General features: G+C 71.4%; 24 protein-coding genes and 2 pseudogenes. 9 read left to right on the forward strand and 17 right to left on the reverse strand.

The genetic code is table 11. From position 1 onward, the window contains the following. Window position 1: 1 nt before the first annotated feature. From M4I32_RS07680 to M4I32_RS07695, 4 genes are all read left to right on the forward strand, one after another. Complete coding sequence (locus M4I32_RS07680; RefSeq protein WP_319033892.1) at window positions 2-784, forward strand: DNA-formamidopyrimidine glycosylase family protein; 783 nt, start codon at window positions 2-4, stop codon at window positions 782-784. A gap of 209 nt (window positions 785-993) precedes the next feature. Beyond that, on the forward strand, window positions 994-1,401 hold the full coding sequence (locus M4I32_RS07685; protein WP_319033893.1) for a transferase: 408 nt from the start codon (window positions 994-996) through the stop codon (window positions 1,399-1,401). Window positions 1,402-1,564: 163 nt separating this feature from the next. After that, the gene (locus M4I32_RS07690) at window positions 1,565-2,203 is read left to right on the forward strand and encodes a LysR family substrate-binding domain-containing protein (protein WP_319033978.1); all 639 of its coding nucleotides are present in this window, start codon (window positions 1,565-1,567) and stop codon (window positions 2,201-2,203) included. A gap of 39 nt (window positions 2,204-2,242) precedes the next feature. Beyond that, window positions 2,243-2,992 carry a glutamine amidotransferase-related protein gene (locus tag M4I32_RS07695; RefSeq protein WP_319033894.1) on the forward strand — a complete coding sequence of 250 codons (750 nt, stop codon included), beginning with the start codon at window positions 2,243-2,245 and terminating at the stop codon, window positions 2,990-2,992. 36 nt (window positions 2,993-3,028) lie between these two features. Here the strand turns inward: M4I32_RS07695 and M4I32_RS07700 are convergent, their stop codons facing one another. The 6 genes from M4I32_RS07700 to M4I32_RS07725 all read right to left on the reverse strand — a co-directional run bounded on the left by M4I32_RS07700 (window position 3,029) and on the right by M4I32_RS07725 (window position 11,989). After that, a complete protein-coding gene (locus M4I32_RS07700; protein WP_319033895.1) occupies window positions 3,029-3,850 on the reverse strand; it encodes a TspO/MBR family protein in 822 nt (273 codons plus the stop codon). A gap of 108 nt (window positions 3,851-3,958) precedes the next feature. After that, the gene (locus M4I32_RS07705) at window positions 3,959-5,005 is read right to left on the reverse strand and encodes an isopenicillin N synthase family dioxygenase (RefSeq protein ID WP_319033896.1); all 1,047 of its coding nucleotides are present in this window, start codon (window positions 5,003-5,005) and stop codon (window positions 3,959-3,961) included. 268 nt (window positions 5,006-5,273) lie between these two features. Continuing rightward, window positions 5,274-7,013, reverse strand: coding sequence for a malto-oligosyltrehalose trehalohydrolase (gene treZ, locus M4I32_RS07710; protein WP_319033897.1), 1,740 nt, complete (start codon window positions 7,011-7,013; stop codon window positions 5,274-5,276). 85 nt (window positions 7,014-7,098) lie between these two features. Beyond that, window positions 7,099-9,498 carry a malto-oligosyltrehalose synthase gene (gene treY, locus M4I32_RS07715; protein WP_319033898.1) on the reverse strand — a complete coding sequence of 800 codons (2,400 nt, stop codon included), beginning with the start codon at window positions 9,496-9,498 and terminating at the stop codon, window positions 7,099-7,101. A gap of 34 nt (window positions 9,499-9,532) precedes the next feature. Then, on the reverse strand, window positions 9,533-11,743 hold the full coding sequence (gene glgX, locus M4I32_RS07720) for a glycogen debranching protein GlgX (RefSeq protein ID WP_319033899.1): 2,211 nt from the start codon (window positions 11,741-11,743) through the stop codon (window positions 9,533-9,535). A gap of 66 nt (window positions 11,744-11,809) precedes the next feature. Continuing rightward, entirely contained in the window at window positions 11,810-11,989 is a 180-nt protein-coding gene (locus M4I32_RS07725) for a hypothetical protein (RefSeq protein ID WP_319033900.1), read from the reverse strand. 149 nt (window positions 11,990-12,138) lie between these two features. Here M4I32_RS07725 and M4I32_RS07730 point away from each other — a divergent pair. Further along, window positions 12,139-12,438 (forward strand): annotated as a pseudogene (locus M4I32_RS07730) (hypothetical protein); the annotation flags it as partial. A 192-nt stretch (window positions 12,439-12,630) separates the two neighbouring features. On the opposite strand, the gene M4I32_RS07735 reads toward M4I32_RS07730, so the two are convergent. From M4I32_RS07735 to M4I32_RS07780, 10 genes are all read right to left on the reverse strand, one after another. Continuing rightward, window positions 12,631-12,957, reverse strand: a complete 327-nt coding sequence (locus M4I32_RS07735; protein ID WP_319033901.1) for an ATP-dependent DNA ligase — start codon at window positions 12,955-12,957, stop codon at window positions 12,631-12,633. 30 nt (window positions 12,958-12,987) lie between these two features. Further along, window positions 12,988-13,500, reverse strand: a complete 513-nt coding sequence (locus M4I32_RS07740) for a glutaminase (RefSeq protein ID WP_319033902.1) — start codon at window positions 13,498-13,500, stop codon at window positions 12,988-12,990. Window positions 13,501-13,540: 40 nt separating this feature from the next. Beyond that, window positions 13,541-14,437 carry a TerC family protein gene (locus M4I32_RS07745; RefSeq protein ID WP_319033903.1) on the reverse strand — a complete coding sequence of 299 codons (897 nt, stop codon included), beginning with the start codon at window positions 14,435-14,437 and terminating at the stop codon, window positions 13,541-13,543. A 34-nt stretch (window positions 14,438-14,471) separates the two neighbouring features. Next, the gene (locus M4I32_RS07750; protein WP_319033904.1) at window positions 14,472-15,677 is read right to left on the reverse strand and encodes a cation:proton antiporter; all 1,206 of its coding nucleotides are present in this window, start codon (window positions 15,675-15,677) and stop codon (window positions 14,472-14,474) included. A 48-nt stretch (window positions 15,678-15,725) separates the two neighbouring features. After that, complete coding sequence (locus tag M4I32_RS07755) at window positions 15,726-16,841, reverse strand: 5-methyltetrahydropteroyltriglutamate--homocysteine S-methyltransferase (protein WP_319033905.1); 1,116 nt, start codon at window positions 16,839-16,841, stop codon at window positions 15,726-15,728. A gap of 39 nt (window positions 16,842-16,880) precedes the next feature. Then, complete coding sequence (locus M4I32_RS07760) at window positions 16,881-17,219, reverse strand: DUF6804 family protein (protein WP_319033906.1); 339 nt, start codon at window positions 17,217-17,219, stop codon at window positions 16,881-16,883. 58 nt (window positions 17,220-17,277) lie between these two features. Further along, window positions 17,278-18,225, reverse strand: coding sequence for a PDR/VanB family oxidoreductase (locus tag M4I32_RS07765; RefSeq protein WP_319033907.1), 948 nt, complete (start codon window positions 18,223-18,225; stop codon window positions 17,278-17,280). After that, on the reverse strand, window positions 18,222-19,022 hold the full coding sequence (locus M4I32_RS07770) for an MOSC domain-containing protein (RefSeq protein WP_319033908.1): 801 nt from the start codon (window positions 19,020-19,022) through the stop codon (window positions 18,222-18,224). Before M4I32_RS07770 ends, M4I32_RS07765 begins: the two co-directional genes overlap by 4 nt. A gap of 5 nt (window positions 19,023-19,027) precedes the next feature. Further along, entirely contained in the window at window positions 19,028-19,762 is a 735-nt protein-coding gene (locus M4I32_RS07775; protein WP_319033909.1) for a GTP pyrophosphokinase family protein, read from the reverse strand. 88 nt (window positions 19,763-19,850) lie between these two features. After that, the gene (locus tag M4I32_RS07780) at window positions 19,851-20,738 is read right to left on the reverse strand and encodes an SDR family oxidoreductase (protein WP_319033910.1); all 888 of its coding nucleotides are present in this window, start codon (window positions 20,736-20,738) and stop codon (window positions 19,851-19,853) included. 228 nt (window positions 20,739-20,966) lie between these two features. Between M4I32_RS07780 and M4I32_RS07785 the strand changes: the two genes are divergently transcribed. Both M4I32_RS07785 and M4I32_RS07790 read left to right on the forward strand, forming a co-directional pair. Beyond that, complete coding sequence (locus tag M4I32_RS07785; RefSeq protein ID WP_319033911.1) at window positions 20,967-21,521, forward strand: DNA starvation/stationary phase protection protein; 555 nt, start codon at window positions 20,967-20,969, stop codon at window positions 21,519-21,521. Between the two features lie 2 nt (window positions 21,522-21,523). Next, window positions 21,524-21,999: pseudogene (locus tag M4I32_RS07790) on the forward strand (CinA family protein). 102 nt (window positions 22,000-22,101) lie between these two features. Here the strand turns inward: M4I32_RS07790 and M4I32_RS07795 are convergent. Beyond that, entirely contained in the window at window positions 22,102-22,764 is a 663-nt protein-coding gene (locus tag M4I32_RS07795) for a hypothetical protein (RefSeq protein WP_319033912.1), read from the reverse strand. A gap of 388 nt (window positions 22,765-23,152) precedes the next feature. Here M4I32_RS07795 and M4I32_RS07800 point away from each other — a divergent pair, with 388 nt between their 5' ends. Then, window positions 23,153-23,668, forward strand: a complete 516-nt coding sequence (locus tag M4I32_RS07800) for an SRPBCC family protein (protein WP_319033913.1) — start codon at window positions 23,153-23,155, stop codon at window positions 23,666-23,668. Next, a complete protein-coding gene (locus M4I32_RS07805; protein WP_319033914.1) occupies window positions 23,665-25,158 on the forward strand; it encodes an NAD(P)/FAD-dependent oxidoreductase in 1,494 nt (497 codons plus the stop codon). The genes M4I32_RS07800 and M4I32_RS07805 overlap by 4 nt, the downstream gene beginning before the upstream one ends. The last annotated feature ends 14 nt before the right edge of the window (window positions 25,159-25,172 follow it).

The following is a 25,172-nucleotide window of genomic DNA, read 5'->3' on the forward strand; positions in this document are numbered from 1 at the left end:
AGTGCCTGAGGGGGACACCGTCTGGCGCACGGCGCACCATCTGTCCGAGGTGCTCGCCGGTGCGGTGATCACCGACTTCGACATCCGCGTTCCCGGCAGCGCCACGGCGGATCTCACCGGTGAGACCGTGCGCGAGGTGGTGCCGCGCGGCAAGCACATCCTGCACCGCATCGGCGAGCACACGCTGCACTCCCATCTGAAGATGGAGGGCGCGTGGCACATCTACCGCCCGGGCGCACGGTGGCGCGCCCCCGCCTTCCGCGCCCGCGCCGTGGTGGCGACGAGCCAGTGGCAGACGGTCGGCTTCGACCTCGCGATGGTCGAGGTGCTGCCCACCCGCGAGGAGCACCGCGTCGTCGGCCACCTCGGTCCCGACCCGCTCGCCGACGACTGGGACGCTGCCGAAGCCGCCCGCCGTCTCGCCGCCGATGATCGCGCCGTCCACGTCGCTCTGCTCGACCAGCGCCTCGTGGCCGGCTTCGGCAACGAATACGCGAACGAGATGCTGTTCGTGCGCGGCATCCACCCGAACACGCCTGCCGCCCGCCTCGACGCCCTCGCGATCGTCGAGCTCGGGGCGCGCATGATGCGACAGAATCTGGCCGGACCGGGGCGCACCTTCACCGGCGACGCCCGGCCCGGCCGGGCGACCTGGGTGTACGGACGGGAGCACCGCCCCTGCCGGCGGTGCGGCACGAAGATCCGGTCGGGCAGCCTGGGCTCGGACGCGACCCGCGAGCGGAACGTCTTCTGGTGTCCGCGCTGCCAGCCGCGGCAGGCGTAACCCCGGCCGCCGCCGACGTGGGGCGGCGATCATAGGCTTGCACCCGCAGACCGCGCAACCGGGCACCGGCGCCCGCAGATTCCGGCCACAATGGGCAATCCGCAAACGACTCCGCACCGAATCCCTCGTGACGCCGATCACAGGGAATGAATGGGCCGATCCATTCGTTGTCGTTTATTCGGCTCCAACCCGATCCGCGGGAGGATGAAGTGGGCAAGAACTACGTCGACATCGAACGCGACAACGGCGAGACGCTGCGCTATCGCAAGCACGCGAACGGGCGCGGACTCATCGCGCACGGCGCGAAGGTGCACGCGAGCGCGCTCGTCGAGGCGGGCGCGTACGTCGAACCCGGTGCGCGAATCGCCGCCGGGGCGAAGGTGATGCGCGGGGCGTGGGTCGAATCGGACGCGATGGTCGGGCACGACGCCGTCATCGAAGCGCACGCGCACGTGGGGCGAGCGGCCCTGGTCGGGTCGCGTGCGAGGATCGGCGTGCGAACGCACGTCGGCGACCGCGCGCGCGTCGCCGTGGGCGCGCTGATCGGCGACGACGAGTCGATCGACGACGACGAGGCCGTGGCGACCGACCGGCGAGGTCTGCGCCTGGCCGCCTGACGCGGGCCGTCCGCCCGTGAGAACACGGGCGGCCCGTCGGGGCAGCGACGAACGCCGGGATAGCCTGTTGCGCATGGCGAGGGGCGGACGAGGCGCAGCCGGCGGAGCGCGCCGGGCACGACCGGGCGACGCACGCGCCGGGCGACGGACGACCGCCCCGCGCGTGCCCGCACCGGAGTCGTCGACCGGCGCCCCTCCGCCGCGCACAGGGGTCTTCTGTCTGGGAGCGATCCCCGGCGCCACACCTGGAACATGGATCTCACGGTGGCGGGAACGACTTCCGGGCGTGGACCTGGTCCTCGTCCCGATCGCGGCGAGAGACGCGCGCAGGGTCTTGGACGACCGATCCGTGGATGCCGCCCTCGTCCGCCTGCCGATACCCGGGGACGGGCTGCACATGATCCCCCTGTACGACGAGATCCCCGTCGTGGTCTTCGGCGAGGACTCCTCGCTGGCCGCCGCCGACGAGCTCCAGCCCGAGGATCTGCGGGGGGAGGTACGGGTCATCCCGGATGACGACGTGTTGCCCGGACTGCATCTGCCGCAGACCACCACCCCCCGTTTCGCGGCCCCGGCATCCACCGAGGAGGCGATCGCCCTGGTCGCCACCGGGGCGGCGATCGTCATCGTCCCCCAGTCGCTGGCCCGGCTGCACCGGCGCCGCGACGTGTCCTACCGGCCTTTGGCGCGCGGTCCCGCGTCGACGGTCGCCCTCGCCTGGCTCGCCGACCGCACGACACCCGACGTCGAGGACTTCGTCGGTATCGTGCGCGGACGCACCGCCCGATCCTCGCGCGGCTGACCCCCTTCGTCTCGGCGCCGGCGACCTAGACTCGACCGCATGACCCACGCCCCCGCCGGCGCGCGACCACTGCTCTGTGTGTGCGCGCGCCCTCAGACCGAGGCGGCCGAGGCCGAGTACCGCTCCTTTCTCGAGGCAGCCCAGCTGCCCGAGCCGATGCTGCACGCCCACGACCTGGTACACGACCCTCTGCCGGCCGGTGTCTTCGACACGTATTCCGGCTTCGTGATCGGCGGCAGCCCGTTCAACGTCGCCGACCCCGAGACGTCGAAGACGCAGTCGCAGCGGCGCATGGAGTCCGAGCTCGAGCAGATCGCGGCGCGTGCCGCGGACGGCGCGACGGCAGCGCTGTTCACCTGCTACGGCATCGGCATCGTGACCAGGATGCTGGGCGGCGCCGTGACCCGCGCCTACCCCGAGGCCACCGGGCCGGCATCCGTCGAACTCACCGCCGACGGCGCCGACGATCCCGTCTTCGCCGACCTCCCGCCCCGGTTCACCGCCCTCACGGCGCACAAGGAGGGCACCGGCGAGGCGCCCCCCGGCGCCGTGCTGCTGGCACGCAACGACGCATGCCCCGTGCAGGCGTACCGCGTGGGCACCACCCTGTATGCGACGCAGTTCCACCCCGAGCCGACGGCGCAGGCGTTCATCGATCGCATGCAGGTCTATCGCAACGACGGCTACTTCGACGTCGAGCAGTTCGAGCAGATCGCCGAGCGTGTGCGGGCGACGCCCCTGACGGAGCCGCCGCGCGCCGTGCGGGCATTCGCGGCGCTCGCGCTCTGACCTCGCCTGCGGATCAGGACGCTCGGTGACCCGGAATCAGTCGCCCTGCGGACGCAGCATCCGCAGACCTGACACCACGAGCGGAACGCCCCCGACGATCACCGCGACGACGATCGCCGCGATCGCGATCGGGGTGCTCTGCGGCTCGGCCGCCAGCCGGCCCACCGCCAGCCAGACGGCGCCCCAGGCGATCGCCAGCCCCGGGGCGACGCGCCATCCGCTGAAGAATGCGATCGCCATTCCGACCAGACCCAGCACGATCAGTACGGCGATGCCCCACGCGTCGGCGTAGGCCTCCCACGACGCCGGGCCGGTCTCGGTGAGCCAGGCGGCGACGTTTGTGGCCGAGGCGAGGCTGACCCAGCCCAGATGCAGTCCGGTGACCCCGTCGATGAGGGCCGCGTCGATGACGCCGTCTCTGGGAATGCGCGTCGCGACGGTGCGCTGGAACGTCACGGCCAGCGCGACGAGCAGCGCGAAGATCACCACGACCGTCCACACGACGTCGAGCAGCTGAGCCGCGACGAGCCAGAGTCCGTTCAGCACGATCGTGAGGGCGATCCACCAGCCCACCGCGCGCTGGCGCACGGACGCGCGCTGCGCGGGCAGCGCCTGCCACGCGACATAGGCGGCGAGCCCCAGATAGATCACCGACCAGATCGAGAACGCCGGTCCGGCCGGCGCCAGGTAGGTGGCGTCGGAGTCGAGGGCGCCGCCCTGGGTGTTCTCGACGGAGGTGCCGCCCAGTCCGCCGACGCCGACGAGCACCGCGACGATGGCGAATCCCATCGACGAGATGACGACGATCTGCCGGACCAGGTCGAGGGGGCGGGATGCCGCCGCAACACGCGTGCTCATCTGTTCACCCTACGACGCCCCCTCCGCCCCGTCGCCGCAAATGCGCACATGGCTCACCCGAGGGCCAGCTGCGCGCGGCCGCGTCTTCGAGACGGAGGGAGCGGACCGTCACGTGCGCTGGCTGGCCAGCACCCGGGCCGATTCGCGCTCGGCCCGCTCGTTGCGCTTGCCGGCGCGCGAGCCGGCGAGCTTGGCGCCGATGTGCTCGCCGATCGTGATCGGCTCGTACAGGTCGGGGTGGGCGGCATCCACGCACGAGGGCAGCGTGCTGATCGTGGCGTCGACGTTGCCGTCGTGGAAGAACGCCGCCGAACGGCGCCGCTCGATCGTGCCGTTCACGATCGGCGGCTTGACCCGGTGCAGCGTCGACATCCACCGCTCGTTCGTCCAGCGCGCGGTGACGTCGCCCAGGTTGATCAGCAGCGCGTCATCGGCCGGCGAGACGTCGTTCCAGGAGCCGTCGGCGCCGAGCACCTGCAGCCCGCGCACCTGATCGGCCCACAGGATCGTGACGATGCCGTAGTCGGTGTGCTCGCCCATTCCCATCAGGTCGCCGTCGAGCTGGATGTCGGTGCCCGCCGGCAGCGCGTAGTTGTTCATGCGCATCACGTCGAGCGAGTGGTCGGTGTAACGGTCGAAGAAGTCCGGCTCCAGCCCGAGCGCGTCGGCGAAGATGCGCGTCATGGTGCGGGCCACGCGCCCGGCCTGGCCGAAGTACGCCTGCACCTGCTCCTCGAAGCCCGCCACGGCCGGCCACACGTTCTCGGCGTAGTCCGGCTGCGGCAGCGCGGGCACGTGCGGGTAGTCGGCCTCGCCCGCGCCGACGTTGAACGCCTCGAAGAAGTCGTTCATGCGGGTCGCCGACTCCACACCGAGCGACAGGCTGAGCGACTCGGACTTGGGCGGGCTGTACCCGCGGTTGATCTTCGGGGGCGTGCGGTACGCCTTCTTCTCGTCGAGCTCGAGGGCGAAGAAGCGGTCCATCGCCTCGGTCAGCCCGGTCGTGATCCGATCCGGGATGCCGTGGCCGGTGATCTGGATGAAGCCGACCGTGCGGCAGGCGTCGTCGATCTGTCGCGCCACCTCGGCGCGCGCCTCGGGCGAGCCATCGTGCACGTACGGCGTGATGTCGACGGTGGGAACGTGGAAACTCATCGCAACTCCTCAATCATGAGGCCGCCTCGAAGGGCGGCCGTGGGATTTCACGGGCAGCCACTTCACGTCTTTCCAGTCACCCGCGCGAGACGGGCTTTCGCTTACGGTGAACGCTGAGGGCGACGCTACCGCGCGCACGTTTCAGTCGCGTTTCGGATGCCGCGGGCGTCCCACGAGAAACCACCGTTCGCGCCAAACGCACCGCATCGCGAGTGGTCTCGCGCGAACGCTGATTTCTCGGCGGGCGGGAGGGCGGGAGGGCGCCGCGCTATGGGAGCCGCGGGCCGATCACCGCGGCCGAGCCCGGCGCAAGCGTGGCCCGGCGGTCCGCGATCGGCACGCCGCCCGCATCCGTCGCCAGCAGCACGGTCCCCTCCGCCGCGACCTCGAACGAGACCGGATGCGCCCCCAGGTTCACGAGCACCGACAGTGCACCGCGGTCGAGGCGGAACGCCCCCTCGGCCGGAACCGAGGCCGCGACCGAGGCGAACGACGGGTCGGTCAGCTCGGGGCGCGCACGCCGCAGAGCCGCGAGATCGCGGTACAGCGCGAGCAGCCGCGCGTGGTCGCCGTGAGAGGGCTCGGACCAGTCCAGTTTCGAGCGCCGGAAGGTCTCGGGGTCCTGCGGGTCGGGCACGACCGACTCGTCCCACCCCATCGCTTCGAACTCCGCGATGCGCCCCTTGGCGGTCGCCTCACCCAGCTCGGGCTCGGGGTGCGAGGTGAAGAACTGCCAGGGCGTCGAGGCCCCCCATTCCTCGCCCATGAACAGCATCGGCGTGAACGGCGCTGTCAGCGTGAGCACGGCCGCCACGGCGAGCCTGTCGGCGGACAGGGACTGCGACAGGCGATCCCCGGCCGCCCGGTTGCCGATCTGGTCGTGATCCTGCCCGAACGTCACCAGGCGCCAGGTCGGCACCTCGGGCGGGATCGGCGAGCCGTGCTCCCGGCCGCGGAACGACGAGTACGTGCCGTCGTGGAAGAACCCGCGCGTCGAGGTCTTCACGAGCGCGTCGGGGGCGGCGAAATCCGCGTAGTAGCCGGCTGTCTCGCCCGACACGGCGACGTGCACGGCGTGGTGGTAGTCGTCGCTCCACTGCGCCGTGAGGCCGTATCCGCCGGCCTCGCGCGGCAGGATCAGTCTCGGCTCGTTCATGTCGGATTCCGCGATCAGCGACAGCGGCCTGCCCAGATGCGCCGAGAGGGCGTCGGATGCCGCGGCCAGCTCGGCGAGGATGTGCGTCGGGCGCTCGTCGAGCAGCGCGTGCACGGCGTCGAGGCGCAGGCCGTCGACGTGATGGTCCCGCATCCACATCAGGGCGTTGTCGACGATGAACGCGCGCACGGCGGGCTCGTCGAGGTTGACGGAGTCGCCCCAGGTGTTGCGACTGCCCTGCCGCAGGTAGGGCCCGAACTCGGGCAGGTAGTTGCCGCTGGGTCCGAGGTGGTTGTAGACGACGTCCTGGATGACGGCGAGCCCCTTGCCGTGCGCGGCGTCGACGAAGCGCTGGTAGGCGGCGGGGCCGCCGTAGGCCTCGTGCACCGTGTACCAGAGCACGCCGTCGTAGCCCCAGTTGTGCACGCCGTTGAAGCCGTTGACGGGGAGCAGCTCGACGTGCGTGACGCCGATGTCGAGCAGGTGGTCGAGGCGCTCGACCGCGGCGTCGAGCGTGCCCTCGGGCGTGAACGTGCCGATGTGCAGCTCGTAGATCAGGCCGCCCGCGAGCTGTCGCCCCGTCCAGGAGTGATCGAGCCAGGTGTGCTGCCCGGGGTCGAAGAACGCGGATGCCGCGTGCACCCCGTCGGGCTGCCGCCGCGATCGCGGATCGGGGCGCAGCTCATCGCCGTCGCCCAGCACGAATCCGTAGCGCTCGCCGTCGGTCAGTCCGAGCTCGGTCGTCCACCAGCCGTCGCCCCGCGGCGACATCTCGGTGTCGGCCTCGCCCGGGCGCCGCACGCGCATCCGCTCGACCGCCGGAGCCCAGACCTCGATGGTGCCTGTCGTCATTTCGTCTCCTCGCTGCGCTCGTCGCTCAATGACCGGGGGCCGCTGCGCTCGTCGCTCAATGACCGGGGGCCGCTGCGCTCGTCGCTCAGTGACCGTGCAGATGATCATCCTCGGCCGGCACCAGCAGCGCCACGGGGTAGACATCGAGCAGTTCGGCGAGCGCGACCTCGCCCCCCTCGTACCGCCGTCCCGTCAGCACATCCACCGCCGGCACCGCCGGGCGCATCAGCGCCGCGTCGCCCCACCCGCCGCGTGCGGCCAGGCCCGCCGGCAGCCGCGTGGCGACCGCGAGCGCCCCGCCCCGGTCCACCGCCACGGCGTGGCCCGCGGCAGCGCCCACGACGGTCAGGGGCGTGTAGCGCATGAACAGGTCGGGGCGATCGCGCCGCAGCCGCAGCGCTCGCGAGGTCAGCAGCAGTTTCGCGCGACCGGATTCGTCGACCGGCGGCGTCTCGCCCCGATCGAGGCCCTCGTCGATCTCGCCCAGCATCCGCGCACGCTCGGCGAAATCCACCGGGCGCCGGTTGTCGGGGTCGACGAGGCTCATCTCCCACAGCTCCGAGCCCTGGTACACGTCGGGCACCCCCGGGCCCGTCAGCTGCAGCAGCTTCGCCGACAGGCCGTTGGACCAGCCGTACGGCGCGATCTCGTCGACGAACCCCGCCAGCGCCGCGGATGCCGCGGGGTCATCGAACGCGGCATCCACCACGGCGTGCATCCGGGCCTCGAACGCCTCGTCGGGGTCCCACCACCCGGTGGCCTCGGCCGCCTCGCGCGCGGCCTTCTCGGCATAGGCGTGCAGGCGCTCCCTGGACGCGGGCCAGGAGCCGACGATCGCCTGCCAGAGCAGGTTGTCGAACGGGCCGTGTCCGCTCGACGCCGCCTGGCGCAGGGTGCCCAGCACGTCGGACCACCGCCCGGGCATCTCCGCGAGCACCGAGAGACGGGCGCGCACGTCCTCACCGCGCTTGGTGTCGTGCGTGGAGCGCGAGGTCATCGCCAGCGGCCAGGACGCGTGCCGCGCCGCCTGCGCGGCGTGGTAGCCCGCCGCATCCAGGGCGAACACCGACGGGTCGCCGCCCACCTCGGTGAGGGTGCCCAGCCGGGTGTCGCGGTAGAAGGCCGTGTCCTCGACACCCTTGGCCATCACGGGCCCGGTGGTCTGCTCGAACCGCCGCGCGATCGGATGGCGGGGGTCGGCCAGCTGCGGCGCGATCGCGTCGATCGCCCCCGCGAGTTCGGGCCGGCGCCGCAGCGCCTCGGCGATCGCGTGGTCGAGGTGCTCGCGCCCGGCGGACAGGTAGGAGCGATAGACGGGAAAGCAGGCCAGCAGCTCCGCGAGCGCATCCGTCGCGCCGGTGACCGGTGCCACCAGCATCCGCGCCAGGCGCGCCACCTCGGCGGCCTGGATCGTGTCGGCGATCCCGCGCTTGGTGTCGTGGATGAGGTCGGCCCAGGACTGCGCCGTCGGCAGCCCCGTGTCGGCCCGGAGCCGCGCGTCGAGCTCGCCGAGCCCGGCCTGTCCGGCGGGGTCGATCAGCAGACGGTCGGTCTCGGCCATCGCGTCATAGCCGGTCGTGCCCTCCGTGCGCCACCACGACGGCAGCGCCTCACCGTGCTCGAGGATCTTCTCCACCAGCACGTACGCCCCGCCGGTGGCGTCCGCGAGGCAGTCCAGGTACGCACCGGGGTCGGCGAGACCGTCGGGGTGGTCGACCCGCAGGCCGTCGACAAGCCCCTCGCGCAGCCAGCGCAGGATCTCGGCGTGGGTCTCGTCGAACACCCAGGGCACCTCGACGCGCACGCCGGCGAGCGTCGTCACGGCGAAGAAACGGCGATAGTTCAGCTCCGCCGCCTCACGCCGCCAGAACAGCAGCGCGTAGTGCTGGCGGTCGTGCACCGCCCGCACCACGTCCGGCTCGTCGAGGCGATCGACCTCGTCGTCGTGGATCGACCCCTCGGCCAGCGGGAACACGTTGTCGTAGTAGCGCAGCAGCCCGTGCGGCGCGTCGTCGGCGGGCTCGGCATCGACCCGCAGCTCTCCGTCGGCGATCACCTGGTCGATGTCGGCCCCGAGCACGGGGACGCGCAGGGCGCCGTTCCCGAACTCCCAGTCGATGTCGAAGGCCTCGGCGTAGCGGGAGTCGCGCCCTGCGCGCAGCACGTCCCACCACATCGGGTTCTCGCGGGGGCGCGAGACCCCCTGATGGTTCGGCACCGTGTCGACCAGGATGCCGAGACCCGCCGTGCGCGCCGCCGCCGCGAACCGCTCGAGCGCCTCCGGCCCCCCGCGCGCCCTGTCGACCCGGGTGGGATCGACGACGTCGTAGCCGTGGTCCGAGCCGGGCGTGGCCGCCAGCAGGGGCGAGAGATAGGCCCAGGAGGCGCCGAGGTCGCGCAGATACGAGGTGACGGATGCCGCGGCATCCAGGTCGAACGCCTCGCGGATCTGCAGCCGATACGTGGAACGCGGCGTTGTCGTCACGATGTGTCCTCCCAGGGTTCCGCGGTCCTCCGCGTCAGTGGCCCGTCTCGGGCTTCGAGGGCTGTGGGGAGCCGTCGAGGTGGTTGTTCGTGAACCCGGCGAGCGATGCCGCGACGGAGTGGTCGATCTCGGGTTCGGGTGCGATGTGCTCGCGAAGCAGGATGAGCGAGTACCCCTGCAGATCGACGTGCTCCCCCGGCCCGATCGGGCGGGTGTCGGCGAGATCGCCCGCGGTGTCGATGATGACGTCCCACCGGGGCGAGAAGTCGAGGTCGGGAAGATGGAAGTCCAGCCGCTCGTCGCTGGCGTTGAACAGGATGATGAAGTGCTTGTCGGAGATCGGCTCTCCTCTCCTGTCCCGCTCGCGGATGCCGTTGCCGTTGAGGAACACGCCCACCGCCCGGCCGAACCCCGACTCCCAGTCCTCGGGCTGCATCTCGGTGCCGTCCGGGCGCAGCCACACCAGGTCGGGCAGGCCCTGGCCCTTCTCGCGCCGCACCGGACGGCCGTCGAAGAACCGGCCGCGGCGGAACGTCGGGTGCTCGCTGCGCAGGCGCGCCAGCGCGGCGGTGAACTCGATCAGCGGCTGGTCGGCGTCGTCCCAGTGCATCCAGGTGAGCTCGTTGTCCTGCGCGTACCCGTTGTTGTTGCCCCGCTGCGTGCGTCCCATCTCGTCGCCGTGCAGCAGCATCGGCACGCCCTGCGACAGCAGCAGCGTCGCGATGAAGTTGCGCTGCTGGCGGGCGCGCAGGGTCTGTACCTCGGGGTCGTCGGTGGGTCCCTCGACGCCGAAGTTGTGCGAGCGGTTGTGTGACTCACCGTCGTTGTTGTCTTCGCCGTTGGCCTCGTTGTGCTTGTCGTTGTAGCTGACGAGGTCGTGCAGCGTGAAGCCGTCGTGCGCGGTGACGAAGTTGATCGAGGCGACGGGAAAGCGGCCGGACGTCTCATAGAGGTCGGCCGACCCGGTCAGCCGCGAGGCGAACTCGCCGAGGGCCTGCGGCTCGCCGCGCCAGAAGTCGCGCACGGTGTCGCGGTACTTGCCGTTCCACTCGGTCCACTGCGGGGGGAAGTTGCCCACCTGATAGCCGCCGGGACCGATGTCCCACGGCTCGGCGATCAGCTTGACCTGCGAGACGACCGGATCCTGCTGCACCATCTCGAAGAAGGTCGACAGGCGGTCGACGTCGTAGAACTCGCGGGCAAGCGTCGAGGCCAGGTCGAAGCGGAATCCGTCGACGTGCATCTCGAGCACCCAGTAGCGCAGGGAGTCCATGATCAGCTGCAGGGTGTGGGGGTTGCCCACGTTGAGGCTGTTCCCGGTGCCCGTGTAGTCGGTGTAGTACCGCTTGTCGTCGTCTTCGAGGCGGTAGTAGGCGCAGTTGTCGATCCCCCGCATCGACAGGGTGGGCCCCAGGTGGTTGCCCTCGGCCGTGTGGTTGTAGACCACGTCGAGGATCACCTCGATGCCGGCGGCGTGCAGCGAGCGCACCATCCCCTTGAACTCCTGCACCTGCTGGCCGAGCTCGCCTGTGGACGAGTAGGTGTTCTGCGGGGCGAAGAACGAGATCGTGTTGTATCCCCAGTAGTTCGACAGGCCCTTCTCCTGCAGCAGGCTGTCGTTTACGAACTGGTGCACCGGCATCAGCTCGAGGGCCGTCACCCCGAGCCGCTGCAGGTGGTCGATCATCGCGGGGTGCGCGATGCCGTTGTAGGTGCCCCGGATGTCGTCGGGGATGTCGGGATGCAGGGCGGTCAGGCCCTTGACGTGGCCCTCGTAGATGAACGACGACGCATACGGTGTCTTGGGCTGCCGGTCACCCGCCCAGTCGAAGAAGGGGTTGACGACGACGCCGAGCATCATGTCGCCCGCGGAGTCCTCGTCGTTGCGCGAATCCGGGTCGCCGAAGGTGTAGCTGAACACCGACTGCCCCCAGGTGATGTCGCCGGCCACGGCCTTGGCGTACGGGTCGAGCAGCAGCTTGTTCGGATTGAACCGCTGGCCGGATGCGGGGTCGTACGGCCCGTGCACGCGATACCCGTAACGCTGACCGGGCGCGACCTGGGGCAGGTAGGCGTGCCAGATGTACGCGTCGATGTCGACCAGCTCGACGCGGGTCTCCTCCCCCGTCTCGCTGAACAGGCACAGCTCGACACGTTCGGCGTTCTCGCTGAAGAGGGCGAAGTTGGTCCCGCTGCCGTCGTACGTCGCGCCCAGCGGGTAGGTCGATCCTGGCCAGCTCTGCACGGTTCTCCTCGCGTCGGGGCCCGTTTCGGGGCTTCTCACCCTAGCCCAGCGGGGTGCGTCGACCACTCACTCGGCCACGCCCTCCTCGGGGGCGGGCGACCACACGCGATCCCGCGCTCCGCGGTGCGGCCCCGGCAGCAGTTCACCGTCGATGAACTCCAGGTCGAGGGCGTCTCGCAGATCGGCCAGCACCTCGGCGCGCTCGCCCTCGTCGTCGTGCGCGTCCTGCGAGTTCCGGCCGGCCATCGGCACCACCCCTCCATTGCGTCCACTCTCGCGCACTCGGCACGACAGCGACACACGATTGACAGGGCCCACGCGAGCACCTATGAGCCGTGCGCGGCGGCACGCGGCCACGGTACGGCAGAACTCTCGCGGCGGACTATTCTTGTGCGGTGGGCACGATCTATTACGGCGGTTCTGAGACGCCGATCAACATCGAAGACCGCGCTCTGGCGCACCTGAAGGTCGTCATCGCGACCAAGCTGCGCCGGGGCGAGAGCTTCACGGTCTCGTGGCGGCATCCCGAAGACCAGCCGCGAGGGCGCAGCACGATCTGGCTGCACCCGTCCATCCCGCTGCGGTTCGTCTTCGACGACCCGGAGCCCGCGGTGCTCAGCCGCGAGTGGATGGACGAGCTGGTGAAGTCCGCCAACTCCTCCGGCGGCATCATGCTCGTCTCGGAGTTCTTCGACGTCGCGCAGGACGAGGCCGAGGACGAGAAGAACGTCGTGATCGAGAACGCCAAGGTCGAATCGGCGGAGGTCGAACACGCGCACGTCGACGAGGTCAGCCGCTCCGATTCCGAGCGCGGCGACCGCCACTCCCGACGCGGCACCCCGCAGCCGGTCGACTAGACCGACGCCTCGACGAGGGAGACCTCGGCCTCACTCCTCCGTGGGCGCGGCCGCGGGCGCCTCGGGCGGTTCGGGAACCACCTGCAGCCCGTTGGGGCTGGACGCCGAGTTCATGAGCGCGTCGATCCACGCGCGGTTCAGACGCGGCTCACGGCTGCCGTGGAAGGCGAACTGCAGCGGGACCGAGGGGTGCACCCAGAAGCTGCGGCGGGTGATCCCCTCACTGTCGAGCTCGACCGTGAACATGAACGGCTCGCTGCGGCGCAGCTTGTTCATGATCACGATGCGAAGGTGCGCGAGCGTGCGATCCTCGATGTCGATCGAGTTGTTCAGCGTGTCGTAGATGAAGCGTCCCACGACCTGAGCATATCCCGCGCCGGCCGCCGCTCAGGTCGCGCCGGCGGGGGGATGCCGCAGCAGCTCGATCCGCTCCGCGAGGTACCCCTCGAGGGGCACGTGCCGGGCACCCGGGCTCCACCGCACCCCCACCGTGCCGTCGATCACCGCGAGCGGCCCCTCGGCCCCCGTGCGGGCGAAAGCGCCCAGATCGAGGCGCCGCCAGCCGACGTGCGCGGGCTCGCCCTCCGCGAAACCGCCCCGTCGCGCCGCGGCGGCCCACTCCGCTCGCGTGCGGGCGGCCTGCGCGGCGTAGCCGCGACGGCCGGGATCGCTGGCCCGCACGACGTCACCGGTGGCGTAGAGCTCGGCCTCCCCCAGCAGCACCACGCCCAGGTGCCAGGCGGAAGCCCGGGGGACGATGCGCGGCGGTCGCAGCGCGGCGACCCACCGCGGCGGCGAGGTCCACTCCCCGAGCCGCACCTGCGGCACGTCGGCGAGCCGGGACCGGGCCTCGGCAAGCATCGACGCGATGCCGGCCGCCGCGCCGCCGGCATCCGTCACGCGGCTCCTTCGGCACGTGCTCGGCACCCGCGCTCGGGGCTCATCCCAGGCCGGCCCGCCGCTCGGCCGCTTCGCGGACTCCCTCGACGGGCCGCCCCGAGAGCCCCACCGAGCCCGCCTCCGGGCCGCGCGTGGTCGCGGCGTCGACGGCGATCGACTCGTCGATGTCGGGATAGCGGGGCCGCAGCTGCACCGCAGCGCGACGTGCGTGCTCGCGCTTGGCCGTGCGGGCCGCGGCGAACAGGTTGAGCGCCTCGACCAGGATCGCGAAGGCCATCGGGCCGTAGATGAAGGCCTTGTCGATGTGGAAGCCGAAGCCCTCGGCCACGAGGAACACGCCGATCAGCAGCAGGAAAGACAGCGCCAGCATCTTCACCGTGGGGTGCGCGTTGACGAACGCGAAGATGAAGCGGGCGGCGAAGAGCATGATGCCGAACGCGAGCACGACGACCGTGATGATGACCACGAGGTTCTCGGTCATCCCGACGGCGGTGATGACCGAGTCGAGCGAGAACACCAGGTCGAGCAGCAGGATCTGGGCGATCACCGCGCCGAAGGTGACCGCCTTGACGCCGCCGGCGCCATGCCCCTCCTCGGCCCCCTCGAGCTTGTGGTGGATCTCGGTGACGGCCTTGTAGACCAGGAAGAGCCCGCCCGCGATGAGGATGATGTCCTTCCACGAGAAGCCGATGCCGAACAGCTCGAACAGCTCGTCGCTCAGGGTGATGATCCAGCCCGCGAACAGCACCAGCACCACCCGCATCAGCATCGCGAGCGTCAGGCCGAGGTTGCGCGCCTTGGCCTGCTGCTCCTTCGGCAGCTTCGAGGCCAGGATCGAGATGAAGATGACGTTGTCGACGCCGAGCACGACCTCGAGCACGAACAGGGTCAGAAAGACCGGGATCAGATCCGGCGTGAAGGCGAAGGAGAAGTCCACCGCTACATGCTAGGCCCGGAGGGGCACGATGCGCTCAGGCGGCGTCCTCTTGCACGGGCGGCAGGTGCCGTCCCTCGTCGTGGATGCCGCGCAGCGCCATTCCGATCAGCGGATACAGCAGCACCGACAGCATCCCCGCACCCACCAGCGCCGAGGCCATGCCGGTCGTGAGGATCTCTTCGCTCACGCCGATGCCGGTGACGGCGACGATCACGGGCAGGCCCGTCGCGCCGAGGAAGGCGACCGCGGCCCGTTCGCGCGGGGACGCCCCCAGTGGCGCGGCCAGCAGCGACGGCAGTCCACGGATGACCAGCAGCGCGACGAGGAAGACGGGCACCAGAACGGCGACGGACGGATCGGTGACGAGGGCGTCGAGGTCGAAGGTGATGCCCGTGTAGATGAAGAAGACGGGTACGAAGACCCCGAACCCCACCGCCTCGATCTTGGACTCCACCTGGTGGCGATCCCCCTCGGGGGCGTTGCGCATGATCAACTGCCAGATCAGACCGGCGACGAATGCCCCCAGCAGCATGTCGAGGTCGAGGAAGAGGCTGAGGGCGACGAGCGCCCCCAGGATGAGCATGATGGTGCGCACCGCGAACTGGCCCGAGGTGTGCAGCGTCGCCGTGACCACGCGGTGCAGGCTGCCGTGCGGCATCCGCATGGCGAGCAGGAGCGCCCCGGCCGCCACGGCGACGAAGGCGAGCAGCACGATCGTCGCCGGGCCGATGCTGCGCCCCGACATGAACAGCGAGATCGCCACGAGGGGACCGAACTCGCCGACCGCGCCGATGGCCATGAGGGAGCGCCCGAACGGGGTGTCGAGCAGCTGGTCGTCGCGCAGGATCGGCAACAGGGTGCCGAGGGCGGTGGAGCAGAGCGCGATCCCGATCACGACCGCGGCCGGGCCAGGGGCCAGCAGGAAGCCCGCGAGGATGCCGGCGCCGAGACTGATGACCCATCCGATCGAGGCGCGGGCACCGGTGCGGCCCCGCAGCACGCGGGCGTCGATCTCGTTGCCGGCCATGAAGAACAGCACCGCCAGCCCCAGGTCGGCGAACCACTCGATCAGCCGGTCCGGGGTGACCCAGCCGAGCACGGCCGGGCCGACCAGGATGCCGAGCACGAGCTCGAACACCACGATCGGCACCCGCACGACCCGCGAGACCCCGCGCGCCAGCAGCGGCGCCAGCACGGCGATGGCCGCGACGAGCAGGAAGGCGGAGTCGCTCAACGGCATCTGCTCAGGCTAGCGGCACGCCCGCTCACCCCGCCGGAGCCGACGGCCTCAGCGCCAGACATCCTCCGAGATCGCGACGACCTCGCGGATCTTCGCCCACTGCTCCTCTTCGGTCAGCACGTTGCCCTCCTCGGTCGAGGCGAACCCGCACTGCGGGCTGAGGGCCAGCTGCTCGAGCGGCGCGAACGCGGATGCCTCGTCGATGCGCTTCTTGACGGCATCCACGTCCTCGAGCTCCCCGCTCTTCGAGGTGATGAGCCCGAGCACGACGGTCTGCTCGCCCCGCGGAAGAAAGCGCAGCGGCTCGAAGCCACCGGCGCGGTCGCTGTCGTACTCGAGGAAGAACCCGTCATACGCCACCCGCCCGAGCAGCTGCTCGGCGATCGGCTCGTAGCCGCCGGACGAGATCCAGGTGGAGCGGAAGTTGCCGCGACACACGTGCGTCGTCACGACCAGGTCGTCGGGCTTGCCGGCGAGCACCCGGTTGAGGATGTCGGCGTAACGCTCGGCCAGGCCCTCGGTGCGGATGCCGCGGTCTCGGGCCTTGAGCACCTCCTCCTCGCTGCACAGATAGGCCCAGGCCGTGTCGTCGAACTGCAGGTACCGGCATCCGGCCGCGTAGAAGGCGGCGATGGCGTCGCGGTACGTCTGCACCAGGTCGTCCACGTACGCGTCGCGGCCCGCATACACGCGGGGGTCGATGTGGTCGGGCTCGAGCCGGAAGTCGAGCACCGTCGGCGCAGGAATGCTGAACTTCGGCTGCGCGCCGGTCGTCTCTGCGATCGTCGCGCTCAGGCTGCGATAGTGCGCGAGCATCGGGTGGGTCTCGGAGAATCCCAGCGGAGCGCTCAGGTGCAGGCCCTTCGGCTTCGTCTGCACCCCCTGGAACTGGATGCCGTGGTCGAGATCGACCAGGTCGACCCCGTCGAGCATGCCGTAGAAGTCGAAGTGCCACCACGATCGGCGGAACTCGCCGTCCGTGGCGAGCGCGAGGCCGTTGTCGGCCTCCTTCTGCACCAGGTCGCGGATCTGCGCGTCCTCGACCTCGCGCAGCCCGGCGTCGTCGATGAGGCCTGCGGCGCGGTCGGCGCGGGCGGCCTTGAGGGGCTCGGGTCGCAGGAACGATCCGACGATGTCGGCGCGGTACGGGGGGTTCACACTCATGCTGTCACTGTAAACCCCGGCGCGCGGGTGTGCGAGGCGTCACGTCCGCGTCAGCGGAACCCGGATCAGCGCGCCCGCGACGGCGAAGAGCGCCGCCACCACGACGTGCGCGACGATCCACCACGGCCCCTCCACGGGCACGGGGAAGATCGGGTTCCACACGATCGCGACCGCGAAGAACACCACCGTCCACCACCACTGCGAGGCCTGCACGGCGAACCACGCGACGATCAGCGCCATGATCGCGACGATGAACCGGATCAGCAGGAACCAGTCGGCGCCGAGCAGGGGGATGCCCGACAGCAGCGCCGCCGCGGCGATGAGCGCGGGCAGGAAGGCGGGGCGGGTGGTCTGCGGGGCGGACGGCTGCGCGGGCATGTCCTCATCCTCCCGCATGGTCGCCGCGGTCGCGCACGGCGGCGGGCTGTGGCGGATGTCAGAGCGGGGCGAGCCGCACTGTGCCCTCGGCCCTGGACACGCAGGTGATGATCTGCTCGCACCGTTCCTCGTCGGTCAGCACGACGTCGCGATGCTGCGGGGTGCCCTCGAGCAGGCGCACCCGGCAGGTGCCGCAGGTTCCGGAGCGGCACGAGCTCGGCACCGACACGCCCGCCGCGGTGAGCCGCTCGAGCAGTGAGGACGAGGCATCCACCGCGATGGACTCGCCCGTCGGTGCCCACTCGGCGGTGAAGGGACCCCCGAACGGGTCGACGGCCGAGACGCCGAGGAAGTCCTCGAAGTGCAGGCGCGACGCCCGCCAGTGCATCGTCAGCGCGCGCACGGAGCGCATGAGGCCGGCGGGCCCGCAGCAGTACAGCTCCTTGCCCGTCGGGTCCTCGAGCAGCGGCCAGAGGTCGTAGCGCCGTCCGTCGTTCTCGCTCGCGATGTGCACGTCGGCACCGGCGGCGGCCATCTCGTCGAGGTAGGCCGCGCGGGCGCGCTCGCGCACCAGATAGGCCGTGGTGACGGACCGCCCGCTCGCCGTGAGGTCGTGGAGCAGGCCGCGCACGGCGGTGATCCCGATTCCCCCGGCGATCAGCACCGCCTCGTCGGTCGCGGCGTGCGCGGTGAACGCCGGGCTGGGTGCCGAGACGCGCAGAGCGGTGCCGGGCGTCGCGTCGCGGTGCATGCTGATCGAGCCGCCCTCGCCGTCGTGGCGGCGGTCGACGGCGATCACGTATTCCGACGGCGCCTCGGCGCCCCCGGTGCACAGCGAGTAGCTGCGGCGGTGCGCGCCGGGCGTCTCGACGTCGATGTGCGCGCCGGCCTCGAATCCCGGCAGCGCCCGTCCATCCGGAGCCCCCAGCGCGAACTCGTCGATGTCGGCGGCGAGGGGGCGACGACGCACCACGCGCACGTCGATTGCGGTCTCGCCGGCGCTCACAGGGCGTCCTCGGCGGCCGTCGCCGCGACATCCATGCCCGGGCGCAGCTCACCCTCGGTGAGGATGTTCGCGTAGATGCCGAAGTCGGTGTGGCCGTAGTGCGTCATGAGCAGGCGAGGGATCGGGATGTCGCGCTCGGCCGTCTCGAGACTCACCTCGGTGGCGGCGCAGCGCGCCGTCGCCATCTCACCGCGCAGCTGCACGTCGCCGACGCGGAAGGTGCGCCCGAGCAGATCGTTCTCGATCCACGGTTCGCCGAGGTCGACGTAGAGGTTCGCGCGGAACCTCAGCGGATCGACGGGGCGGCCGATGCGCTCCTCCAGATCGCGCACCGAGGCAAGGTTGACGACGTGGCAGGCCCAGGTGAGCGACGTCGAGACCGACGCCGTGTAGGCGAAGTTGTAGCCGGCATCCGCCCGGCGCACGAGGTGCGGCCGATCCTCGGGCTCGAGATCGAGCACGCGCGCGAAGAACTCCTCCGCCTCGGCCACGCCGCCCTCGCTCGCCAGCGAGCACGCCAGCACGAGGTGGTCCTGCACCCGCACCTCGAGCCACTCGGATTCCGGGTCGAACGAGGTGGCCACCCCGGCCAGACGCGGGTCCATCGTCGGCCCGTGCACGTTGCCCGACCCGAGCGGCCGATCACGCACGGTGCGGTACTCCCCGTTCCGGGTGGGCAGGGCCCAGCACCGGTCGAGGGGGAAGCCGCGGTCGGGGCCGACGCTCACGGCATCCAGGCGCTGCGCGCTCAGCCCCCGGATCGGGTAGAAGTAGAGGTCGGTGACGGTGCCGTGCATCGTTCCTACGCTACGCGGGGTCCGGTGCCGCCGCGCCACTCGGCAGGCGCCGGGGCGTGCATCGCGCCGGATGCGGAGCCCGGCACCTCGCCGTGCACCTCGCGGTGCAGGCGCTCCATTCGCACATCCAGCTCGGCGGCGGTGTCGGCGGCATCCTTCAGCGACGCGAGCAGGCCGTCGGGCACCTGCCGGTCGTACTTGTAGTAGATCTTGTGCTCGAGGCTCGCCCAGAAATCCATCGCGATCGTGCGGAACTGCACCTCGACCGGCACGCTCACCCGGCCGGTGGAGAGGAAGACCGGCACCTCGACGATCGCGTGCAGGCTCTTGTAGCCGTTCGGCTTGGGATGCGCGATGTAGTCCTTCACCGTGCGCAGCGTGATGTCGTCCTGCTGGGTGAGCAGGTCGAACAGACGGTAGGCATCGGCGACGAAGCTGACGGTGATGCGGATGCCGGCGACATCCGTGATCTCTTGCCGGATCACATCGAACGAGGGGTCGATGCCCCGGCGGGCGACCTTCTCGGCGAGGCTGTCGGGCGTCTTCACCCGGCTCGAGACATGCTCGATGGGCGTGTAGGCGTGGGTCTGCTCGAACTCGTCGCGCAGGATCGAGATCTTCGTCTCGACCTCCTGCAGGCCGAACCGGTACTCGAGCAGAAAGCGCTGGAAGTCGTCGCGCATGGCCCGCATCTCTTCGAGGGTGGCGGAGAAGGTCGCGTCATCGAACGAGATCGTCATGCCCCCACGCTAGGGCGGCGCGCTACGAGGCCACTGTGAAGCGCTCAGGCGGAGCGGCGACCCCCGGTGAGATCTGGCGAGCACGCCGCTACAGCCCTCGTCCGCCCGTCACCGGCAGCACCCCCGCCGACACGTAGGTCGCCTCGTCCGAGGCGAGGTACACATAGGCTCCGGCGAGCTCGGCGGGCTGGCCGGCGCGGCCCAGCGGCGTCTCGCTGCCGAAGGACTCCACCTTGCCCTGGTCGAAGCCGGTGGCGGGGATGAGGGGCGTCCAGATCGGACCGGGCGCGACGGCGTTCACGCGGATGCCGCGGGGGCCGACCTCCTGCGCGAGAGCCTTGACGAACGCCACCTGCGCGGCTTTCGTCATGGCGTAGTCGATCAGCCCGGGCGAGGGCTCGAACGCCTGGATGGACGAGGTGACGATGATGCTCGCGCCGGCGGAGAGGTGCCGCAGCGCGGCCCGGGCGCTGAACATGATGCCGTAGAGGTTGGTGCGGAAGACCCGGTCGAACTCGTCGGTGGGGATCGATTCCAGACCGTCGCGGTCCTTCTGATACGCGGCGTTCAGCACGAGGATGTCGAGCCCCCCGAGCGCGTCGACGGTGTCCTCGACGATCCCCACCGCGAAGGCCTCTTCGCGCACGTCGCCGGCGAAGGCCACGCCCTTGCGGCCGGCGGCCTCGACGTGTCCGATGGTGGCCGCGGCATCCGCGGCCTCCTCGGGCAGATGGGCGATGGCGACATCCGCCCCCTCCCGTGCGAACGCGATGGCGACGGCGCGTCCGATGCCCGAGTCGCCGCCCGTGATCAGGGCCCGTCGCCCCTCGAGACGACCGTGCCCGACGTAGGAGCGCTCCCCGTGGTCGGGGTCGGGCGCGGTCGGTCCCGTCAGGCCGGGCTGGGTCTGCTCGTGCGGAGGGAAGCCCTCGTCGCGGTGGGCGGTGGTCGGATCCGTCATGTCGTGCTCGGACATCGCTTCTCCTCTTCTCGGGGCACGGCGGCGACCGCCGCACGAGGCGTCACGCTACGACCTGTCCGCGCGGGCTTTCATCCCCTTGACACGCTCGGCGGATCGGCGTACCGAGGGAGCGATACCTAGCAGGGCCGCCCGCGCACCACAATCCCGTGCACGAGGTACAGCAGGTGGCCTAGCGTTCCACACGTGCCGCACGCCGATGCCTCGGCACGGAAGGAGATCGAGATGACAAGCACGCCCACGAACGACGCACCCGCCCGCGGTCGCCGCCGTCAGGCCCGCGGCGCCACCCTGACGAAGGAGCAGAACGCCGAGAGCGGCTTCCGCGCCTCGGCGACGCTCAGCGACAACATGCAGCGCGTGCTGGTGGACCTGCTCGAACTGCAGCTGCAGGGCAAGCAGGCGCACTGGAACGTGGTCGGCGCGAACTTCCGCGACATGCACCTGCAGCTCGACGAGATCATCGATGCCGCGCGGGGCTTCAGCGACTCGGTCGCGGAGCGCATGCGCGCGCTGCACGCGCTGCCGGACGGCCGTTCCGACACGGTCGCCGAGACGACGACGCTGCCCGCCTTCCCGCACGGCGAGATCACGACGAGCGACACGATCGATCTGATCACCGAGCGCCTCGAGGCCGTCATCGAGACGGTGCGCGAGGTGCACGACCCGATCGACGACGAGGACCCGACGAGCGCCGACATCCTGCACGGCGTGCTCGAGAGCCTCGAGCAGTTCGCCTGGATGGTCAGCGCCGAGAAGCGCACTCCGGTCGAGCGCTGACGATGACCGGCGCGGCTGTCGATGTGGAATCGATCGTCGAGCGGATCGCGCAGCGGGCGACCGACGGTCGGCTGCGCATCGCGGCCGCCGAATCGCTCACCAGCGGCAATCTCGCGGCGGCGCTCGGCAAGGGCCCGAACGCCGGGGAGTGGTTCGCGGGCGCGGTGGTGGCCTACCGCACCGACATCAAAGAGCGCGTCCTCGGCGTCGAGGAGGGCACCGACCCGTCTCGGCGGCCTGCGCCGAGCAGCTCGCACGCGGCGCGCGCACGCTGCTGGCCGCCGACGTCGCGGTGGCCGCGACGGGCGTGGGAGGCCCCGACGCTCAGGGGCAGCATCCGGCCGGCACCGTCTACCTGGGCTGGTGCACCACCGAGGGCAGCGCGCACCGGCTTCTGCAGCTCGACGGCTCGCCCGAGCAGGTGATCGATGCCGCCGTCGCCGCCGCCGTCGCCGAGGTGGGGCGGCTCGTCGGCTGAGGGCTGCGGCACCGGGCGTCGGGGATGCGCCGGACGTCGGATCTCCGACGCGCGAATGCCCGACGCTCGCCCCATCTCCGACGCCCGATGCGCCCGGCGGCGCTACGCGACGGTGGAGACCGCCCGGGCGATGACGAGCACCGAGATGATGTAGGCCGACACCGCCTCCGCGGCGAGAAAGGCCTTGGCGCGGCGGGTGAGCGGCACGGCATCCGCGGGCGAGAACGCAATGCCCGCCGTGATCGACACGTAGAGGTAATCGAAGAAGCGCGGGCGCCACCGCGAGAACTCGTCCGCGAGGTCCTGCGGGAACTGGATGTCGGAGCCCGCCCGGGTGCGTGCTCCCACCGCGCGGGCGACCGGACCGCCGCCGTCGAGCTCCCACAGGAGCAGCCCGAACGCGATCGCGTTCGTCGCCCACAGCTGCAGGGCCGCGATGAGCACGCTGAGCCCCTCGGTCTGAGGCGCGGTGAGCAGCTCGAAGACCAGGCGCACGAGCAGCACCTGGTTGAAGACGAGCAGCACGAGCACGAGTCCGACCGACAGCGCGCGCGACCACGCCGTCTGCCGGGTCAGGTGATGGGGGTTCAGCACCACCAGCGGCAGGATCAGCGCCGCGCAGGCCACGACGGCCGCCGCGCGCAGGGGCGGGAAGAAGTAGCCGGGAAGCAGCATCCAGAGCACCATCGCCGCCGCGACGGCGACGATCGGGGGCCACCGGTGTTCGGGCGCCTCCTCGGGACCCACGCGGCGGTGGGCGGACATGCGCCCAGTGTGGCAGGAGGCCGGCCTCTGCTGCGCCCTCCTCGCGCCACGGGTCGCCTCCTCCCCCACGGGACACCCCACCACGGGTCGCCAACAAACGTCGCCTCACGGCGCTGCAGGCGACAATTCTTGGCGACCCGCCGACCTGCCCTGGTCGCCCCCTCTCCCGCGGCCGCCCTGCGGAGTCATACCCCCTTCCCCCACGGGTCGCCAGAAAACGTCGCTTCACGGCGACGGAGGCGACAATCCTTGGCGACCCGCCCCCTGCCCGACCGGCGGCGAGGGCGGAGCGCACGGCGACCCGGCACGTCAAGCCCCGCGGCCGCGAGGGGCGGCGCGCGTAGGCTCGCTCGCGAGACGCTCATCGACCGCGACCAGGAGGATGCCGATGTCGCGCAACGCCCGCTACCTGAACTGCTCGCCCGACGACGTCTTCCGCGTGCTCGCCGACGGCTGGCTGTACCCCGGCTGGGTGGTCGGCGCGTCGCGCATGCGCGATGTCGACGAGGCATGGCCGCAGGCCGGTGCGCGGCTGCACCACTCCGTGGGCAGCTGGCCGCTGCTGCTCGACGATGCGACGCATTCGCTCGTCTGGGATCCCCCGCACCGCATGGCGCTGCGCGCCAAGGGGTGGCCGCTCGGCGAGGCAACGGTCGTGCTCGACGTCAAACCCCGCGGCCGGGGCTGCGTCGTGCGCATCCAGGAGGAGCCCTCGAGCGGCCCGGGCCGGCTGGTGCCACCGATGCTCGCCGACATCCTCCTGTCGCTGCGCAACCGCGAGACGCTGCTGCGCCTGGCGTACCTGGCCGAGGGGCGCGGCGACGGACAGGCCGCCACGACCGCCGAACGCCAGCGCGAGGCAGACGATGCGCCCCCCGAGGCGGATGCCGGGGAGCCACGATGACCGTGCGCCCACCGCTCCGCGGGCGCCGCGCCGGGTCGGGCGAGGTGGATGCCGTCGTCGTCGGATCCGGCCCCAACGGGCTCGCCGCGGCGGTGACGCTCGCCCGCGCCGGACTGGTGGTGCGGGTGTACGAGAGAGCGGACACGCTCGGCGGGGGCTCGGCGACGCGGGAGCTGACCCTGCCCGGCTTTCACCACGACGTGTGCTCCGCCGTGCATCCCCTCGCTCTCGAGTCGCGGTTCTTCCGCGAGTTCGGCCTGGCCGAACGTGTCGAGTTCGTCGTGCCCGACGCATCCTTCGCGCATCCCCTCGACGGCGGTCGCGCCGGGGTCGCGTACCGCGACCTGGACCGCACCGCCGAGGCGCTCGGCATCGACGGGCCCGCGTACGCACGGCTGATGCGCCCGCTCGCCGAGCACGCCGCCCGCGTGGCCGCGTTCACCGGATCACCCCTGCTGCAGCTGCCGCGGCACCTCGTCACCCCGCTGCGGTTCGGCCTGGCTGTGCTCGAGCAGGGCGGGCCGTGGTGGAACGCCCGGTTTCGCGAAGATGTCGCTCCCGCGCTGCTGACGGGCGTGTCGGCGCACACGATCCTGCCGCTGCCCGGCCTCGCCTCCGCCGGCGCCGGCCTGGCGCTCGGTGCCTACGCCCACGCCCGCGGCTGGCCCATCCCGGTCGGCGGCAGCCAGGCCATCGCCGACGCCCTGGCCGACGACCTGCGGGCCCACGGCGGCGAGATCGTCACCGGCACCGACGTGCGCACGCTCGACGACCTGCCGCCCGCGCGCATCGTGATGCTCGACGTGACGCCGCGCGCCCTGCTGCGCATGGCCGGCGACGACCTGCCCGCGGCCTACCGGCGCACGCTCTCGTGCTTCCGCTACGGCAACGGCGTCGCGAAGGTCGACTTCGCCCTCTCGGATGCCGTGCCCTGGACCGACCCCGAGGTGCGACGTGCCGGCACCGTGCACGTCGGCGGCACCCGTGCCGAGATCGCCGCGGCAGAGAATGCGGTGTTCGCCGGCCGCGAGCCCGACGAGCCCTACGTGCTGGTGTCACAGCCGAGCGTCTTCGACCCGAGCAGGGCGCCGGAGGGGCGGCACACGCTGTGGGCGTACACCCACGTGCCGGCGGGGTCGCCCACCGACCGCACCGAAGCGGTCACGGCCCAGATCGAGCGCTTCGCCCCGGGCTTTCGCGACACGATCCTCGCCTCGGCGAGCTCGAGCGCGGTGGAACTGGCCGAGTACAACCCCAACTACCCGGGAGGCGACATCTCGGCCGGGTCACCCGACGTGCCCCAGCTGCTGCGCCGCCCCATCGCGAGCCCCGATCCGTGGCGTACCCCGCTGCCCGGCGTGTACCTGTGCTCGTCGTCGACGAGTCCGGGGCCCGGCGTGCACGGGCTGTCCGGCTGGCACGCCGCCCTGTCGGCACTCCGACACGTGCACGGCACGCGGATGCTGCCGAACCTCTCGGTCGGCGCGTGAACACCGAACCGGCC

This window comes from Microbacterium sp. LRZ72, assembly GCF_033792225.1.
Classification (GTDB): domain Bacteria; phylum Actinomycetota; class Actinomycetes; order Actinomycetales; family Microbacteriaceae; genus Microbacterium.

Bases quoted from the DNA above. Each gene is read 5' to 3' on its own strand.
- M4I32_RS07755 (WP_319033905.1), bottom strand. From the start codon at position 16,841: ATGAGTGTGAACCCCCCGTACCGCGCCGACATCGTCGGATCGTTCCTG.
- M4I32_RS07775 (WP_319033909.1), bottom strand. From the start codon at position 19,762: ATGACGATCTCGTTCGATGACGCGACCTTCTCCGCCACCCTCGAAGAG.
- M4I32_RS07705 (WP_319033896.1), bottom strand. From the start codon at position 5,005: ATGAGTTTCCACGTTCCCACCGTCGACATCACGCCGTACGTGCACGAT.
- M4I32_RS07800 (WP_319033913.1), top strand. From the start codon at position 23,153: ATGTCGCGCAACGCCCGCTACCTGAACTGCTCGCCCGACGACGTCTTC.
- M4I32_RS07695 (WP_319033894.1), top strand. From the start codon at position 2,243: ATGACCCACGCCCCCGCCGGCGCGCGACCACTGCTCTGTGTGTGCGCG.
- M4I32_RS07770 (WP_319033908.1), bottom strand. From the start codon at position 19,022: ATGCACGGCACCGTCACCGACCTCTACTTCTACCCGATCCGGGGGCTG.
- M4I32_RS07750 (WP_319033904.1), bottom strand. From the start codon at position 15,677: ATGCCGTTGAGCGACTCCGCCTTCCTGCTCGTCGCGGCCATCGCCGTG.
- M4I32_RS07700 (WP_319033895.1), bottom strand. From the start codon at position 3,850: ATGAGCACGCGTGTTGCGGCGGCATCCCGCCCCCTCGACCTGGTCCGG.
- treZ (WP_319033897.1), bottom strand. From the start codon at position 7,013: ATGACGACAGGCACCATCGAGGTCTGGGCTCCGGCGGTCGAGCGGATG.
- M4I32_RS07785 (WP_319033911.1), top strand. From the start codon at position 20,967: ATGACAAGCACGCCCACGAACGACGCACCCGCCCGCGGTCGCCGCCGT.
- M4I32_RS07725 (WP_319033900.1), bottom strand. From the start codon at position 11,989: ATGGCCGGCCGGAACTCGCAGGACGCGCACGACGACGAGGGCGAGCGC.
- M4I32_RS07805 (WP_319033914.1), top strand. From the start codon at position 23,665: ATGACCGTGCGCCCACCGCTCCGCGGGCGCCGCGCCGGGTCGGGCGAG.
- M4I32_RS07780 (WP_319033910.1), bottom strand. From the start codon at position 20,738: ATGTCCGAGCACGACATGACGGATCCGACCACCGCCCACCGCGACGAG.
- M4I32_RS07760 (WP_319033906.1), bottom strand. From the start codon at position 17,219: ATGCCCGCGCAGCCGTCCGCCCCGCAGACCACCCGCCCCGCCTTCCTG.
- M4I32_RS07795 (WP_319033912.1), bottom strand. From the start codon at position 22,764: ATGTCCGCCCACCGCCGCGTGGGTCCCGAGGAGGCGCCCGAACACCGG.